Source organism: Rhodococcoides trifolii, assembly GCF_014635345.1.
Classification (GTDB): Bacteria; Actinomycetota; Actinomycetes; order Mycobacteriales; family Mycobacteriaceae; genus Rhodococcoides; species Rhodococcoides trifolii.
Genome location: NZ_BMCU01000001.1, coordinates 644,259 through 659,690 on the forward strand (window position 1 = coordinate 644,259; position 15,432 = coordinate 659,690).

General features: G+C 65.4%; 14 protein-coding genes. 8 read left to right on the forward strand and 6 right to left on the reverse strand.

All coding sequences use genetic code 11. The features are described from left to right. Window positions 1–55 precede the first annotated feature (55 nt). Both IEW02_RS03075 and IEW02_RS03080 read left to right on the forward strand, forming a co-directional pair. Window positions 56–514, forward strand: a complete 459-nt coding sequence (locus IEW02_RS03075; RefSeq protein ID WP_188543206.1) for a group I truncated hemoglobin — start codon at window positions 56–58, stop codon at window positions 512–514. Beyond that, complete coding sequence (locus IEW02_RS03080; protein WP_188543207.1) at window positions 514–1,026, forward strand: alpha/beta fold hydrolase; 513 nt, start codon at window positions 514–516, stop codon at window positions 1,024–1,026. Before IEW02_RS03075 ends, IEW02_RS03080 begins: the two co-directional genes overlap by 1 nt. Here IEW02_RS03080 and IEW02_RS03085 read toward each other — a convergent pair. Both IEW02_RS03085 and htpG read right to left on the reverse strand, forming a co-directional pair. Then, the gene (locus IEW02_RS03085) at window positions 1,010–2,314 is read right to left on the reverse strand and encodes a flavin monoamine oxidase family protein (RefSeq protein ID WP_188543208.1); all 1,305 of its coding nucleotides are present in this window, start codon (window positions 2,312–2,314) and stop codon (window positions 1,010–1,012) included. The two genes, IEW02_RS03080 and IEW02_RS03085, sit on opposite strands and share 17 nt — an antisense overlap. 32 nt (window positions 2,315–2,346) lie before the next feature. Then, a complete protein-coding gene (gene htpG / locus IEW02_RS03090) occupies window positions 2,347–4,239 on the reverse strand; it encodes a molecular chaperone HtpG (RefSeq protein WP_188543209.1) in 1,893 nt (630 codons plus the stop codon). A gap of 107 nt (window positions 4,240–4,346) precedes the next feature. Here htpG and IEW02_RS03095 point away from each other — a divergent pair, with 107 nt between their 5' ends. Continuing rightward, complete coding sequence (locus tag IEW02_RS03095; protein ID WP_188543210.1) at window positions 4,347–5,021, forward strand: hypothetical protein; 675 nt, start codon at window positions 4,347–4,349, stop codon at window positions 5,019–5,021. Here the strand turns inward: IEW02_RS03095 and IEW02_RS03100 are convergent. Beyond that, on the reverse strand, window positions 5,012–6,856 hold the full coding sequence (locus IEW02_RS03100) for a glycoside hydrolase family 15 protein (RefSeq protein ID WP_188543211.1): 1,845 nt from the start codon (window positions 6,854–6,856) through the stop codon (window positions 5,012–5,014). The genes IEW02_RS03095 and IEW02_RS03100 overlap by 10 nt on opposite strands. Window positions 6,857–6,999: 143 nt before the next feature. Between IEW02_RS03100 and IEW02_RS03105 the strand changes: the two genes are divergently transcribed. Next, on the forward strand, window positions 7,000–7,662 hold the full coding sequence (locus IEW02_RS03105) for a hypothetical protein (protein WP_188543212.1): 663 nt from the start codon (window positions 7,000–7,002) through the stop codon (window positions 7,660–7,662). A gap of 7 nt (window positions 7,663–7,669) precedes the next feature. Here IEW02_RS03105 and IEW02_RS03110 read toward each other — a convergent pair whose 3' ends face one another. Next, window positions 7,670–8,269, reverse strand: coding sequence for a hypothetical protein (locus tag IEW02_RS03110; protein ID WP_188543213.1), 600 nt, complete (start codon window positions 8,267–8,269; stop codon window positions 7,670–7,672). Between the two features lie 76 nt (window positions 8,270–8,345). On the opposite strand from IEW02_RS03110, the gene IEW02_RS03115 reads away from it, so the two are divergent. Beyond that, window positions 8,346–9,752 carry a glucose-6-phosphate dehydrogenase gene (locus IEW02_RS03115; protein WP_188543214.1) on the forward strand — a complete coding sequence of 469 codons (1,407 nt, stop codon included), beginning with the start codon at window positions 8,346–8,348 and terminating at the stop codon, window positions 9,750–9,752. Window positions 9,753–10,116: 364 nt separating this feature from the next. On the opposite strand, the gene IEW02_RS03120 is transcribed toward IEW02_RS03115, so the two are convergent. Then, complete coding sequence (locus IEW02_RS03120; protein WP_188543215.1) at window positions 10,117–10,323, reverse strand: PspC domain-containing protein; 207 nt, start codon at window positions 10,321–10,323, stop codon at window positions 10,117–10,119. A 106-nt stretch (window positions 10,324–10,429) separates the two neighbouring features. Here IEW02_RS03120 and budC point away from each other — a divergent pair, with 106 nt between their 5' ends. Continuing rightward, window positions 10,430–11,209 carry a meso-2,3-butanediol dehydrogenase gene (budC, locus tag IEW02_RS03125; protein WP_188543216.1) on the forward strand — a complete coding sequence of 260 codons (780 nt, stop codon included), beginning with the start codon at window positions 10,430–10,432 and terminating at the stop codon, window positions 11,207–11,209. Window positions 11,210–11,212: 3 nt separating this feature from the next. Here the strand turns inward: budC and IEW02_RS03130 are convergent, their stop codons facing one another. After that, window positions 11,213–12,328, reverse strand: a complete 1,116-nt coding sequence (locus IEW02_RS03130) for an acyl-CoA dehydrogenase family protein (protein WP_188543217.1) — start codon at window positions 12,326–12,328, stop codon at window positions 11,213–11,215. Between the two features lie 349 nt (window positions 12,329–12,677). Here IEW02_RS03130 and IEW02_RS03135 point away from each other — a divergent pair, with 349 nt between their 5' ends. Beyond that, window positions 12,678–13,913, forward strand: a complete 1,236-nt coding sequence (locus tag IEW02_RS03135) for an aminotransferase class I/II-fold pyridoxal phosphate-dependent enzyme (protein WP_188543218.1) — start codon at window positions 12,678–12,680, stop codon at window positions 13,911–13,913. After that, window positions 13,904–15,427 (forward strand): NAD-dependent epimerase/dehydratase family protein, encoded by a 1,524-nt coding sequence (locus tag IEW02_RS03140; protein ID WP_188543219.1) that lies wholly within the window; start codon window positions 13,904–13,906, stop codon window positions 15,425–15,427. Before IEW02_RS03135 ends, IEW02_RS03140 begins: the two co-directional genes overlap by 10 nt. Window positions 15,428–15,432: the final 5 nt, after the last annotated feature.

Below are 15,432 nucleotides of genomic sequence, written 5' to 3' on the forward strand. Positions count from 1 at the left end.
GCACAGTCGAGTGGAGTGTGGCGTGGGCCACATCAGACGACGAAGGGTCGCGACCATGACCGACACAATCGACACTCGCCCGAGCGCGGACGACGTGAACGAGCTCGCCGCAGAGGCCGCCACCCCCGGCTCGCTGTTCGATCGGCTCGGCGGTACCTACGGTATTGCCGGCGCGGTCGACATCTTGGTGGATCGACTGTTCGCCAACGTGGCGGTGAATGCGAACGAGGCCGTGCACGCCCATCACGGTGTCGCCGCCAACGCGCCCGGATACAAGTTTCTGGTCACGGCCTGGTCGATCGAGGCGGCCGGCGGCCCGAAATGCTATCCGGGAGAGGACATGGTGGCTGCACACGACGGACTCCACATCGACACCAAGGGCTTCGACGCGGTCTACAAGGAGATCGCCGCGACCCTGAGCTTCCTCGATGTGCCCGAGGCCGAACACGCGGAGTTCATGGCGCTCATCGAGAAGCACCGCCCCGAGGTCGTCGACGGCGTGCACCTCGCCTGATGCCGGACCTGCTGTTCGTCCACGGCGCCGGCGGGTTCGTCGACGACGGACCGTTGGCCGACGCGCTAGCGCGGGCGCTCGGGCGAACAGCGGTGATGCCGGAGTTCTCGTCCGCGGACATGTCGTTCGAGGCGTGGGCGACTCCGTTGCGAGCGGTCCTGACCGAGACGGGTTCCGACACGGTCGTCGTCGCGCATTCGTTCGGGGCGTCGATCCTGGTGCGGGTTCTGGCCGAACCCGACTCGGGTGCCATCGCATCCGCGACGGTGCTGGCCATGCCCGACTGGGGCGCCTCCGGGTGGGATGTGCCGGAGTACGCAGTAACCGCCGAGCCGGCTGATGTTGCTCTCGCACTGCATCATTGCCGGGACGACGATGTGGTCCCGGTCGATCACCTCTCTCTGAACTCGGTGGTGCTGCCGTCGGCGACACTGCACGAGCATCCGTCCGGCGGGCACCAGTTCGAGGGGTGCGTGGAGGCGATCGCAGCCCTGATCAGGCCGGGAACGTAGCGAGCACGTCCGCCGCTGCCCGGCGCCCCGACCGAACCGCTCCGTCGAGGTAGCCGGGCCACCGGTCAGCCAAATCGGCTCCTGCCCAGTGTATTCGCCTGTGCCGCAACTGGTCTGCGGTCAGTACGGCTCCACGGGCCGGGATGCTGGTCGGCGCACCGAGCAGCCATGGTTGTTCGGACCACGTGAAGTCGTCGACGACAGTCGGTGCGCCGGCCTCCGCCCCGAACAAGCGGACCAGTTCGGCCACGACGACCTCGCGCCTATCCGGACGTGAGAACAGCTCTGAAGCAGCGTTTCCCGCGCTGAAAGCCACGAGCACGCCGGGAGCCTTTCGGGTTGCGTTGCCGTCGACGACCATCTGAATCGGGCCGTCGGCGTCGACCACGGTGCCGGTCAGTCCCTTCGCGCGCCACCACGGTGTGTCGTAGACGGCGATCGTCTTGGCGTACTCACCCATCGACGATGTGCTCAGATGGGCCGAGACGGCGGGTGGCAGCGGCGGGTCGAACTCGATGGCCGTCGCGACCGGAAGGGGGACCGCGACGACCACCGCCGAGGCGCGATGTGTCTCGCGGGCGGTGACCACGTCCACCCCGTTCTCGTCCTGCCGAATCGCCACGACGGGCGTTCCCGTTCGGGGAGGGGATGACAGCTGCTGTGCGACGGCGTCGACGAGGGCGTACGTGCCCTCGACGAAGAACCGTTCCTGCGCACCGTTCTTCACGGAGGTCAGAGCGCGCACGCTGCCCGCCGCTTTCATGTACGCGAAGGCTGCCGTTGCAGGAACGTCGGCCGGATCGGCACCGAAGACCAGTCGGAACACGCAGGTCAGAACCTGACGGGAGTCGGGTGAGCGGAAGCATCGCCGGGCCAACACGTCTGCCATCTCGTCGTCCGGATGGTGCCGTCGGGCAAGGATTCCCATTCTGGCCAGCCCGAGTCCGAGCGAGAACAGTCCTCGCGGTGACAGGGGCGGGATATCACCGTGGTGGCGGTACACGCGTCCGCCGAGGGCGAGGATCTCGTCCGCGACCTTCGATGGGACCGGCTCAGGCGCTGTCTCGATGTTCAGACCGCGAGCCAGGTCGATGACCGCGCTCTGATCGGCTCCGATCCAGTGGGCGCCGTAATCGACGTGCGCGCCGCCGATGTGGCGCGTGAGAACTTTCCCGCCGATGCGGTCGGCCGCTTCCAACACGGTCACGGTATGACCGGCGCGCTCCAGCTCGACTGCAGCGACGAGCCCGCTGAGTCCTGCCCCGATAACCACCACGTCCCCCGACATTTGCGAATCCTAGCCGGGGGACGGGGGAATTATCACACGGTGCGAGTCAACCGGTCGGCCAGCAGCTTGGTGAACTTGGCCGGGTCCTCGAGTTCGCCGCCTTCGGCGAGAAGGGCCATGCCGTAGAGCAATTCCGCAGTTTCGGCGACATCGGTGTCGTCGCTGCGCTCGGCCTGTGCCTTCTTCAGGCCCGTGACCAACGGGTGCGACGGGTTGAGCTCGAGGATCCGCTTCATGTGCGGAACCTCCTGTCCCGATGCGCGATACATCTTCTCCAGCGTGGGGGTGATGGAGAAGTCGTCACCGACGATGCAGGCGGGCGACGTGGTCAGACGCGACGAGAGCCGTACCTCCTTGATGTTCTCCTCGAGGGTGGAGGTCATCCAGGTGAGCAGGTCCGCGAAGTCCTTCTCCTGCACTTCACGCGAGGCTTCTGTGGCCTTCTTCTCGTCCTCGGACTCGAGGTCGACTGCGCCCTTGGCGATGGACTGGAACGCCTTGCCGTCGAACTCGGGCACCGAGCCGACCCACACCTCGTCGACCGGGTCGGTGAGGAGGAGAACTTCGATTCCCTTGTCGCGGAACGCTTCCATGTGCGGTGACGACTCGATCTGCTGACGAGAATCACCCGTCATGTAATAGATCTTGTCCTGTCCGTCCTTTACTCGCTCCACATACTCGGAGAGCTTCGTGACGCCCTCTTCGGAATGGGTGGACGCGAACGACGAGATCTCCAGAATGGTGTCGCGGTTGTCCGTATCCGACAGCAGGCCTTCCTTGATCGCCTTGCCGAACTGAGACCAGAACGTGTCGTACTTCTCGGCGTCGAAGTCCCTGATGGTCGAGAGAACCTTCTTGGTCAGCCGGCGACGAATGGCACGGATCTGGCGGTCCTGCTGCAGAATTTCTCGAGAGACGTTGAGCGAGAGGTCCTGTGCGTCGACGACACCCTTGACGAAGCGTAGGTATTCGGGAATCAGGTCGTCGCAGTCGTCCATGATGAAGACACGCTTGACATAGAGCTGTACACCGACCTTGCTCTCGCGCATGAACAGATCGAACGGCGCCTGCGACGGAATGAACAGCAGCGCTTGGTATTCGAACGTGCCCTCGGCCTTCATGGGAATGATCTCGAGCGGCTCGTCCCACGCGTGGGAGACGTGGCGGTAGAACTCCTTGTACTCGTCCTCGGACACGTCGTCCTTCGAGCGAGCCCACAGTGCCTTCATCGAGTTGACGGTCTCGTCGGTGACGGTCTTCTCACCGTCGACCTCGGTCTCGGACTTCATACGGATGGGCCATGCGATGAAGTCGGAGTACTTCTTGACGAGCTCCTTGACCTTCCACTCCGACGCGTAGTCGTAGAGGTGGTCCTCGTCGTCGGCCGGCTTGAGGTGCAAGGTGACCGAGCTGCCCTGCGGGGCGCCCTCCACCTCTTCGATCGTGTACGTGCCTTCGCCGCTCGATTCCCAACGAGTAGCGGTGGTTTCACCGGCGCGGCGGGTCAGCAGGGTGACCTTGTCGGCAACCATGAACGTCGAATAGAAACCGATACCGAACTGGCCGATGAGTTCCTCGGACGCGGCGGCTTCCTTGAGCTTGGCCCGCACTTCGGCGGTACCGGACTTGGCCAGGGTGCCGATCAGATCGACGACCTCCGCGCGCGACATCCCGATTCCGTTGTCTCGAATCGTCAGCGTGCGGGCGTCCTTGTCGATCTCGAGATCGATGTGCAGATCGGACGTGTCGACGTCCAGATCCTTGTTCTGGTAGGCCTCGAGGCGCAGCTTGTCCAGCGCGTCCGACGAGTTCGATACGAGCTCGCGAAGAAACGAATCCTTGTTCGAGTAGACCGAATGGATCATCAGGTCCAGTAGCTGCCGGGTCTCGGCCTGAAACTGCAGTTCTTCGACTTGTGCGGTCACGTCACTCCTCTTGCGGGCGGGCGTTGGTATCGGGGAAATTTTACTCTTCACCCGATCGTGACCACCCTGCGGCTAATGGCAGTCCTCGCGAGTCCGATGTTGTGAGCATGACCCATTCGAACCGCGTCCGAGCAGCCGTTGCCACCGCCGCCGTGGCCGTCGCGATGACCGTCGGATCATGCTCGAGCGACAAGGTGGTGACGTCGACGCCGGCAGAGTCCGTGCCGTCGACGGTGTCGTCCGTGGAGACCACCGTGCCCCGAATCGACCTTCCCGATACCCCCGTTCCCGATACCCCCGTTCCCGATTCGTCGGTCGAGGAAGCCGAGCGAACCGCGCCCACGGCCCCGAGCGGGAACGTCCACCCCAGCCGGCCCGGCTCCGAGGAGGTGGCTGTCGACCCTGCGTCGTACCTCAGGGGGAATGGCTACTACGTCGTGTCACCGTCGGGGAACGTGTTCTGCGGACTGTTTCCGGACGGATCGTCGGCCGGATTCGTCGGCTGCCAGGCGGGATCCAGCGTCGCGCCGACGGACGGACCGCAGTGCGGCAACGCGGGAAACAGCACGTATGCCGTACGCGTCGAGCAGGCCGGAGCCGTTCACTTCTGCACCAATCAGGGTATCTACGCGGCCGGCGCGGACACACCGGTCCTGAACTACGGCGAGATCATCACCGTAGGTCCGGTGTACTGCGTCTCCCGAGAGGAAGGCATGTCCTGCGCACTGACGGGCTCGAACGCGTTCCTGTTGTCGCGGGAGCAGAACTACACCTACCGCTGATCGCGTCGCGCCTGTGCCAACCGATACCCGCTGGAGATGACGCCGATGTGGCTGAATGCCTGCGGAAAGTTGCCCAGGAACGAGCCGTCGGACGGATCGATCTCTTCGCTCAGCAGACCGAGATGGTTCGCCCTGGCGCACAGCGAGTCGTAGAGATTCTCGGCCTCGTCGAGCCGACCTTGCCCGGTCAGGTTGTCCACCAACCAGAACGAGCACAGAAGGAACGCGCCTTCCTTGCCGGGGAGTCCGTCGGACGACTCGTCGTGCAGGTAGCGGTAGAGCAACCCGTCACCGGCGTCGAGACGCTTCCACACCGCGTCGACGGTGGCGACCATGCGGGGGTCGTCGAAGTCGACGATGCGGCGCAACGGCAGTGCGAGCAGGGACCCGTCGAGTCCGCCGCGGTTCTCCCCGTCCGGTGACAGGTGCTCGGTGAACGTTCCGGCCTCGGGATCGAAGGCCTGCTCGAGAACGGCCTCACGCATCTCGTCGCGGGCGGACGTCCAACGGTCCGTCGGGCACTCGCGTCCGGCGATGTCGGCGATCTTCAGAGCGCGGTCCACGGCGACGAAACAGAGCGTCACCGAGTACGTGAACGCGCGGCCGGCGTCGCGGATCTCCCAGATGCCGTGATCGGGAACCGTCCAGTTCTCGATGGCCTGCTCCGTCAGCGCGGTCAGTACGTCCCAGAGATGGTCGTCGATGCGGCCGCCGGCGCGTGCCCATTGGTAGGCGACGTCCAACAATTCGCCGTAGACGTCGTGCTGAGTTTGGCCTGCAGCTCCGTTGCCCCACCGGACCGGTGCGGACCCACGCCATCCGCTGAGGGTGTCGTCCTCCCACTCTTCCGGCGGCTGCCCGCCGTCGAGGGCGTACATGATGGATGGTTTGCCGTCACGCTCGGCGCAGGCCAGGGTCCAGCTCAGGAACGCATCGGCCTCGGTGGTGAGCCCGATGCGTCGCAGTGCGTAGGTGGAGAAGGCGGCGTCGCGCACCCAGGTGTAGCGATAGTCCCAGTTACGGACGCCCCCAACATGTTCCGGGAGCGACGACGTGGCCGCAGCCATGATGCCGCCGGTGGTGGAGTGGTCCAACAGTTTCAAGGTGAGCGCCGAGCGACGCACCAGACGACGCTGCGGCCCTTCGTATTCGACGTGCTCCATCCATCGCCGCCACGCCGCCTCCGTCTGTTCGATCAGACCGTTCGGATCCAACGTCGGCTTCAGTCGCGTCTCCCCGGACCAGTGCAACGACACCGTGAGAACTTCGCCGGCGCGCAGCGTCACGATCGCGCCGAGCGATCCGTCATCGGCAACGGTCAGACGATGAGAACTCAACAGGCGCAACGGAACATCCGGATGGGATTGCGTGGAGACGTTCCATTCGCCGGCCTCGTCCACGAACACGGTGGCCGCTTTCGGTGCCAATCGAACGACGAGTTCGACGGTTCCCCTCGTGACGCGGGCGATGCGGACGAGCTCGCCTCGACTTGCCGAGGCGAGCTCGGTGAGGTCGGCTCCCGAACGCAACGTCATCGCGTCCGTCACCTCCACGGTGCCGGCGGGTCCGTCCAGAGTTGTCGTCAGAACGGCCGTGTCGTCGTGGTACCGCTGCTCACCACCCCGAAGGTCAACGGGCGCAACGGTGAACGACCCGCCGCGGTCGGCGTCGAGCAGTCCGGCAAGGAATGGTGGGCTGTCGAAGCGGGGGAGGCACAGCCAACCGATGTCGCCGTCTCGCGCGACGAGAGCGCAGCTCTGGCCGTCGCCGATCAGTCCGTGATCGGAGATGGGGAGGTGGCCGTCCACCGGTTCGAGGGACCTGGTCGGATTCATGGCCCTTCACTACCCTCTTGGTTCAAAGTTCAATCTGCAGCGTGTCACGATCGTGACCTGAGCGAAGTTAATGATCTACCCCGACGGTCCGATGAACTGATCAGACGAGTCGGCAGGGGGCCGGCTCGGGACGAGGAGTTCTCATGCCATCGCTCTCCCGCTCGATCGGACTGGCCGTCACGGCGTCCGCGCTCGTACTGCTCACCGCCTGTGGGGGAGGTGGGGCGCCGGACGCAGCCCAGGGCACGGCCGTCGCCGATCCGGTGGTGACGTTTCCGCCGCTGACCCGTACCGCCAGCGCCGCACCGACGACCGAGGCGCAGGCGCCGGCGACCGAGACGGTGGTGGTGACGAAGACGGTGCAGGACTCGGAAGCGACAACGGTGGGAGGCCCATTTCGGGTACCACTCGTCGATTCCGAGCGCTTTCGGATCGAGGGGTCGCAGTCCGGTCACGACTTCGGATTCGTCACCCCCACGGGCAACGTCGCGTGTTCGATCTCGGCCGTCGGTGCAATCACCGATTCCGTTGCGTGTCAAGCGAAGGACACGGTCGCGCCCGACAACGGGAGCACGTGTACGGCGCCAGAAACCGCAACTCGTATCTACGCCTCAGGACCGACATCGCGGTACGAATGCGCTAGGCCCGACGAGACGGTCGAAGCCCCCGGCGCGAACGTGCTGAACTACGGGACGGCGATCGACGTCGGCTCGATTCATTGCCTGTCTGATTTCGAGCGTGGGGTCACGTGCATCACGGGTGCCGCGGGTATTCGCCTGTCACGCGACGTCAACGAGGCATTCTGAACAAGGCCTACTCGTCGATCGTCGTCGTGATCCGGGTCGTCGAGGGGGCTGCGGGCGTGGACCCGAAGCCGAACGTCACCGGCGGGGTCACGGGGGCGAGGTGGCCCATGTCGTCGCCCTTCCAGGTGACTTCGGCGGACACGACGCGACGCTGACCGCGGGCGCCGTAGTACTCGCGTCGGCCGTACCCGGCGGTTCCGCGGGTGCGAACGCCGCGCAGGACGACGCGGGCGATGGGGTCGGTGATGGTGCAGAACCACGGCGCGACAGCAATGGGGCTGGGGACGAGACCGAGGAGCCGGCCCAGGGCGGTCTGCCCGCCGACGACGAACTTCACGGTCAGATCACCCGCCACCACGGTCACGGTGTCCCCGGAAGCGGAGTGCGTCACCGGATGGATCCGGGTCTCGTCGAAGTGGTAGGTAGTGGTGACGAAGTCGCGGACGGCCTCGCTGGGCGCAAGGAGCACTCGGTGGCCGTCGGCGAATTCCATCATGACATCGGTGAATTCACCGAGGTGCGAACTCGGCCAGTGGCCCACCACGAGGCGGGTACCGCTCGAGGTCCCGATGCCCGTTATGTCGCCGTCGAAGCGAAGTCGTGTCACGCCCCGAGCGTAGCCGGGCACGAAAGTGGGCGGCAGGAGCGAAGCCTGCGGAGCGACCAGTAGGCACAATAGAGAAATGACTGCATCCTCATCGCTCGGCCCGACCGTCTTCGTCCTGTTCGGCGCTACGGGTGATCTCGCGAAGCGCATGGTTCTCCCTGCCTTCTTTCAGCTGGCGCAGGCCGAGCTGCTGCCGGCCCAGTGGACTCTGATCGGCAACGGGCGTGGCCAGAAGACGGACGACGAGTTCCGCGACCACGTGCACGCGGCCCTCACCGAATTCGGTCCCAAGCCGGAGGACGGGCCGTGGGACGAGTTCGCGAAGCGACTTCGGTTCGCGGGCAACGGTTTCACCGTCGACGACGCGGGCGACCTGCCGTCGGTCGTCGCCGACGTGAAGAAGGAGCTGGGCGAGGATGCTCAGCTGGTGCACTACATCGCGTTGCCGCCGAGCACGTTCGTCGACTACACCGATGCGCTCGGCAAGCACGAGCTGGTCGAGGGCGCTCGTGTGGTGTACGAGAAGCCGTTCGGAACCTCGCAGAGCAATTTCGAGAAGCTCGACGAGGCGGTGCACAAGGTCGTCAACGAGGACCAGGTCTATCGAATCGACCACTTCCTCGGCAAGGAAAGCACTCAGAACCTGCACATTCTGCGCTTCGCGAACGGCATGATCGGTGGCGTCTGGAACCGCGAACACGTGGAGCAGGTGCAGATCGACGTACCCGAAACCCTGGACATCGACGACCGCGCCGAGTTCTACGACGCTACCGGCGCCGTCCTGGACATGCTGGTCACCCACCTGTTCCAGGTCGCAGCCGAGGTTGCGATGGAGCCGCCGCTGAGCCTCGGTGCCGAGGATCTGCAGAGCGCTCGCGAATCCGTCATCGCCGCGTTCCGCCCGCTGAACACCGACGAGGTCGTACTCGGGCAGTACGACGGCTACAAGGACGTCGAGGGAATTGCCGACGACAGCACGACCGACACCTACGTCGCCGCGCGCCTGTGGGTGGACACCGACCGGTGGCGCGACGTTCCGTTCGTGTTGCGGACCGGAAAGATGCTCGGTGTCGGTGCGCAGCGTGTGAGCCTGATCTTCCGTCGCCCCGAGGGCCCGGTGAAGCACCTGCCCGTCGACGGCGCGGTCCTGACGTTCGATTTGTCGGGCAACGGAAAGATCGACATCTCCATGACGGTCAAGGAACCGGGTCCCGACGCCGACCTCGCGATCGGACACCTGTCGTTGCCGCTCGAATCGGTCCCGGAGGCCCACCCCTTGTCGCCCTACGCGCGACTGGTCCTCGACGTTCTGGACGGGGACCGTTCACTGTTCACCCGTCCCGACGGACTGGCATACGTGTGGGAGGTGGCGGCTCCGCTCCTCGACGCGAGGCCGCCTGTCCAGTCGTACGCGGCCGGCAGCATGGGTCCCGGGGCGGCCAACGAACTGGCTGCGCCGACGGGGTGGCTTCTGCACGACTGAACGGGGCCCGAGACGGGAAAGGTGCTCTGCTGCAGAGGGTTCGCCTTGTACGAAGGTCGGTTCGTGCACCCGGAACGGGCAAATCGACTTTTAGTCCGGAAGTGCTCGACGGTGCCGTTTCGGCGGGGTTAGCATCGCCGCGGGCGTTGCCGACCGGTTCGCCCGATACGGCGAAAGGTTCTGCACATGCTCGGCGAACTCATCTCTCAGATCGTCAGTGGCCTCACCTCCGGACTCGGCGAGAACATCGGCGAATTCCTGGCCAACCTGCTCGGAACCTCCGGCAGCGGTTTCTCCAGCTAGATCCGATGACTGAATTGTTGTGCGCTGGTTGCACTCTCGGAGCAACCAGCGCCGACATTCGTCACCGTTCGGGTACCAACATCCACGCGGCGAGGTAGAGCAGAACGACGGCTCCGAGGGATACGAAGCCGCCCCCCACGACGAGGGCACGGACCAAGGCGACGTCCCAGCCGGTGAACTGCGCGATGCCCCCGCACACGCCGCCGATCCACTTCTCGGATCCGGTGCGGAAGAACTCTGTATCTGTGGTCTTCATGTCGAATGTCATGGGTACATGGTGCTTCTCGACGCAGCCGGCCGCATCGGGGGTTTCCCGGATTCGGACCCTGATCTTCGGCGGGAAGGGTTTTGCAGCTCACCTCGTTGAGCAGAGCATGACATCCAAGAACGCGACCTTCGATTTCACCGGTTCCGTCGTCCTCGTGACGGGAGGTGGATCCGGCATCGGGCTCGCCATCACCCGCGCGTTCCTGAACTCGGGCGCCACCGTCGTGATCACCGGTCGCAACAAGGACCGTCTCGACGGCGCACTGGCGGAGATCGGGTCGGAGAACGGACTTGCCGTCGCGGCCGACGTCGGCAAGCCCGCCGACGTCCGTTCGCTGGTCGAGACCGTGACGTCTCGGTTCGGACGGCTCGACGTCGTGGTGAGCAATGCGGCCGGATACGCGTCGGGTGATCTCACCGAACTGCCCGAGGACGAGTGGGAAACGATGCGTGCGACCAACGTCGACGGGTTCTTCCACCTCGCGAAGGCGACGCTGCCGCTGCTCGCCGAGTCGGGCGGCAATCTGGTGGCGGTGTCGAGCGTGTCGGGTCAACTGGGCGACTGGGGTCAGGCCGGGTACAACGCAACCAAGGCCGCGGTGTCGAACTTCGTCCGTTCGCTGGCGCTGGACTGGGGCCCGAAGGGTGTGCGGCTCAACGCCGTTGCGCCTGCGTTCACGGTCACCGACCTCACCCGCGCCGTCCTCGACGACGGCCCACGAACGGCCGCGTTGGAGAACCGCACCGCGCTCGGGCGGGTCGGTCAGCCGGACGACATCGCGCCGGCCGTGCTGTTCCTGGCCAGTGACGCAGCCGAATACGTGACAGGGGTCGTGCTCCCGGTCGACGGCGGGACCTCCGCGTCGACCGGGCAGGCACACATGTAGCCGTCAGAGGAACGCGAACGGCTCCCCTTGGTGGTACTTCTGCAGGGTCTCGGAGATCGTGCGTCGTGACGGCGGGTGGAACGCGAAGGCGTGGATCGCGGACGCGAGGTACCCGATCTCCGGGTTGCGGATGAAGTTGATTCCGCCGAGAGTCTCCACCGCGGAGGCGGTTGCGCGCACCAACGCTTCACGAATCGATATGCGCGCCAACAACAGTCGCACCGAGATGTCCTCACCACGTTCGCCGTCGTCGACAGCGCGAGCGATGGCCTCGATTGCGCCCATGCCGGCCTCGACGTCGGCGGCTGCGCGAACGTATCCCTCGTAGTCGTTCTTGCCGGCCGCGAGAACCCGCTCGAGCAGGTTGCTGGCGGCGCCGAGGTAACTCGCGGCGACGAGCATGCCGAACCAGAGGTAGCCGGTCATCTCGGTCTCGCCGTCGGGATCGTCCTCGCCGTTGAGCAGAACGAGATCGGCTGGCACCTCGACGTTTTCGAGGACCACTTCTTCGCTCTCGGCCCCCGCGAGAATCGGGCTGGTCCAGAACTCGCGAACGCTGATGCCGGGGAGTGCAGCAGGGATGAGCGCGATCGCGCGCTCGCCGGTGTCGACTTCCACACTCGCAGTGAGCAAGTCCATCGATCGGGACAGGCTGCACGGCTTCTTGCTGCCGTTGATGACGTAGACGTCGCCCGTGCGGACGGCCTTCATGGTGGGGACGAAGACGCTGCCTCCGGTGACGCCCTCCGAGAAGCCGGACGCCACGATCGCGTTCTGATCGACCAAGGACTTCACGAGCGCGCGGTCGTCGTCGCTGCCGCTCTGCGAGAACTCGTGCAGTGTCGCGAGCGAAAGATGGTGCATGGTCGTGCCCGCCCCGAGGGACGGCGACCTGCTCCCGAACACACGCTGGATGCGCACCACGTCGAGGGCCGACGCACCCAGGCCGCCGGCCTCAGCGGGAATCGTCAGTTTGGTACCGCCGGCCGATCGGAACTGGTCGATGACTTTGCTGTCGGGCCCCTCCATGTCCATGAGCGGAGTGGAATCGAGGTAGTCGAGTAGGTCCGGGAAGTGTTTTCTGACGAGATCCCGTTCTCGTGCCATAAAAGCGGTCATCACAATCCTTCGTGTTTACGATGCTTTCTCTACCGTCGACGATAGCAATTGATTCGGGGCGCTGAGAAGGTCCCGTTTCGGTAAAGAGTCGGTAAAAACAATAAACGGGTAATTGGAATGTTTCTGTCTTCGGCAACGTCTCTAGCTGGGTCGACGTCGGTCCACCCGATGCGTGCCGCGCAAAACTCCCGGCGCGACCAATCTGTCCGGACGGACGCTACGAATAATGAATATCCAGCGAATTGCACGGCAGAAAAAGACTGCTTGCCCTCGCGTGAGATCGCATTTTGCCCGACGCCGGTTTACCGCGCGCATGGCCGGGCGAGCCGAAACTCCAGAAAAGGTGACCATGCCCACGAACAGATTGGTCAAGCGCCTCCAGGGCGACGACCGCGTCGAACTTTTCCGTGCCGCACGCGCGAGCGACTTCAGCCCGTACTTCAGGGTCGCCGAGTCCGTCACCGCACCGACGGTCGTAATCGAGGGCGGCGAGAAGATCATGTTGGGCTCGAACAACTACCTCGGTCTCGCCGACCACCCGGCGATCCGGGCGGGTGCGCAGGCCGCATTGGACAAGTTCGGTGCTGCGGTGACGGGCAGTCGACTGCTCAACGGAACGCTCGATCTCCACATCGAACTCGAGAAGGAGATCGCCGACTGGCACGGCACCGACGACGCACTCGTCTTCACCACCGGCTACCAGACGAACCTGGGTACCATCGCCGCGCTCGTCGGACCGAGTGATCGCATCGTCGTCGACAGCGCGGCCCACGCCTCCATCCGCGACGGCGCCGCACTGTCCGGGGCGCGGATCGTCAAGTTCACCCACAACGACCTCGTCGACCTCGAACGCGCGTTGTCCCGGCCGATCGAGGGTGACGGTGCGATTCTCGTCATCGTCGACGGGTTGTACTCGATGGAAGGCGATCTGGCTCCGATGGACGCCATCGCTGCGCTGTGCACCAAGTACGACGCCGCTCTCATGGTCGACGAGGCGCACAGCCTCGGCATCTACGGACCCAACCGGACGGGCGCCGCGGAACTGTTCGGCGTCGCGAACGAGGTGGACGTGAAGATGGCCTCGCTGTCGAAAGGGCCGAGTTCGACAGGCGGCTTCATCACCGGCTCGTCCGATCTCATCGACACCCTCCGCGTGCAGGCTCGCGCCTACATCTTCACCACATCCGGTGTGCCGGCGGCTGTCGGCGCAGCTCTGGCGGCCGTCCGGTTGATCCGGAGCAGCGAAGGTGCCGATCGCGCGACGCGCGTTCTCGACAACGCGCGTGTGCTGCGTGAGGGTTTGGCCGCGCAGGGCGTCGAAGTCGGCGCGCCCTCGCCCGCCCCCGGCGGTGAGACGGCGTCGCCCATTGTGTCGGTGCATGTGGGTGACGACCTGCTTGCCGTCGGGCTGTGGCGCAGCCTGTTCGACAAGGGTGTGTTCGTCAGTACCGCAGTGCATCCGGCGGTTCCGCGCACCGGAGCCATCCTCAGGCTGTGCGTGATGGCCGACCACACGCCGGCGCAGTTGGCCGAAGTGACGGAGAAGATCGCCGAAACCGTCGCCGAAAACAAGGCATGGGCGTGAAAGTTGCCGTCACCGGCGCCACCAGCGACTTCGGGGCGGCGATCCTGCCCGCACTGCTGGACGATCCGGACGTCGATTCCGTGGTGGGACTCGGTCGGAGACAGCTGACGATCACGCATCCGAAGCTCGAGTTCGTCCGTCGCGACATTCGGGCGTCCGATCTCGTGGACATCTTCAGTGGGTGCGACGCGGTCATCCACCTGGCGTTCGTCGTGGAGGAGATCCGCGACAAGTCGATCACGCACGACATCAACATCGGTGGGTCGCGCAACGTCATCGACTCCGCATACGAAGCCGGGGTGTCGCGCGTCGTCGTCGCGTCGAGCATCAATGCCTACGGTCCGCGGTTGCGCGAGGAACCGCTCACCGAGGACGACTACCCCGAGGGCGACCCGGGCCGCTACTACTTCCACGACAAGGCCGAAGTGGAGCACTACGCCGAGTGGTGGCTGCGTCGGCATCCCGGCGAGATGACGATCTCGCTGCTGCGGCCGACCTACATCATCGGCCCGGCGTTCGACAACGACGGCATCGATCAGTTGACCGGACCGGTCGGCGTGTTCCCGCAGGCAGACCTGGCGAAATACCAGTTCCTGCACCAGAACGACATGGTCGACGCGTTCGTTCGCGCAGCCAAGACCGACCTCGTCGGCCCGTTCAACCTGGGTCCCGACGGCAGCCTCGGCGTCCGCGAACTCGCGGCGATGCAGGGTCAGCTGATGTTCGACGTGCCGGAGCGCCCGGCCGTCGTGGTGGCGAACGTCGCCTTCCGACTCGGTCTGACACCGTTCTCCGGGCAGTGGGTGACGGCCGGAGAAACCGAGGTCGACTCGACGAAGCTGAAGAAGACACTGGGGTGGGAACCGACGCTGACGTGCAAGGAAGCGGCGGCAGTCATGATCCTGCTGCAGGGAAAATCGTTGCTCCGGTCCGAGGACGCGTTGCGAACCCACGCGTCGTGCGAGGCCGCCCTCGAACCTGCGAGTCGGGTGTGCGGGGCGCCGTCTGCCGGTATCGAGCACTTGCAGATCGACTGGGGCCGGGCTCGGTCGAACATCGAGGGCACCGCCCACGTCGAACTGCACGACGGAGGCGACGGACCGGTAGTGGTGATCGTCGTTCCGGTCGGCTCCCACGCGCGCTACCACTCGGCCTTCGCCGACGAGATTGCCGCGGCCGGCATTCGGGTGGCGCTGGTGGACCTCCCGGGCCACGGGCTCAGCACCGGTCGACGTGGCCGTGTCGACACCGCGCAGGTGCGGCGGGTCGTCGACGCCGTGACCGCGGAGATGACCGCACGCTTCGGGTCGGTACCCACGGTCGCTGCGATCCGGCGCGACGTGCCTCGCCAGGGTGTGGTCGACGCCGCTCGCTCACGTATCACCGGACTGCGAACGTCCGCTCCGAGCAACCCGTCCGATCGGCTGCTGCCGCGTGCGGTCAACACGCCGGATGTCGTCGCCGCGCATCTGGTCGAGCGCGCGGAGGAGTTGATCGAGCTCGTTCGACGCTGAGCCGT

Excerpts from the sequence above, each read along its gene's own strand:
- IEW02_RS03075 (WP_188543206.1), top strand. The coding sequence starts at position 56 with ATGACCGACACAATCGACACTCGCCCGAGCGCGGACGACGTGAACGAG.
- IEW02_RS03080 (WP_188543207.1), top strand. The coding sequence starts at position 514 with ATGCCGGACCTGCTGTTCGTCCACGGCGCCGGCGGGTTCGTCGACGAC.
- IEW02_RS03085 (WP_188543208.1), bottom strand. The coding sequence starts at position 2,314 with ATGTCGGGGGACGTGGTGGTTATCGGGGCAGGACTCAGCGGGCTCGTC.
- IEW02_RS03095 (WP_188543210.1), top strand. The coding sequence starts at position 4,347 with ATGACCCATTCGAACCGCGTCCGAGCAGCCGTTGCCACCGCCGCCGTG.
- IEW02_RS03100 (WP_188543211.1), bottom strand. The coding sequence starts at position 6,856 with ATGAATCCGACCAGGTCCCTCGAACCGGTGGACGGCCACCTCCCCATC.
- IEW02_RS03105 (WP_188543212.1), top strand. The coding sequence starts at position 7,000 with ATGCCATCGCTCTCCCGCTCGATCGGACTGGCCGTCACGGCGTCCGCG.
- IEW02_RS03115 (WP_188543214.1), top strand. The coding sequence starts at position 8,346 with ATGACTGCATCCTCATCGCTCGGCCCGACCGTCTTCGTCCTGTTCGGC.
- IEW02_RS03120 (WP_188543215.1), bottom strand. The coding sequence starts at position 10,323 with ATGACATTCGACATGAAGACCACAGATACAGAGTTCTTCCGCACCGGA.
- budC (WP_188543216.1), top strand. The coding sequence starts at position 10,430 with ATGACATCCAAGAACGCGACCTTCGATTTCACCGGTTCCGTCGTCCTC.
- IEW02_RS03130 (WP_188543217.1), bottom strand. The coding sequence starts at position 12,328 with ATGACCGCTTTTATGGCACGAGAACGGGATCTCGTCAGAAAACACTTC.
- IEW02_RS03135 (WP_188543218.1), top strand. The coding sequence starts at position 12,678 with ATGCCCACGAACAGATTGGTCAAGCGCCTCCAGGGCGACGACCGCGTC.
- IEW02_RS03140 (WP_188543219.1), top strand. The coding sequence starts at position 13,904 with ATGGGCGTGAAAGTTGCCGTCACCGGCGCCACCAGCGACTTCGGGGCG.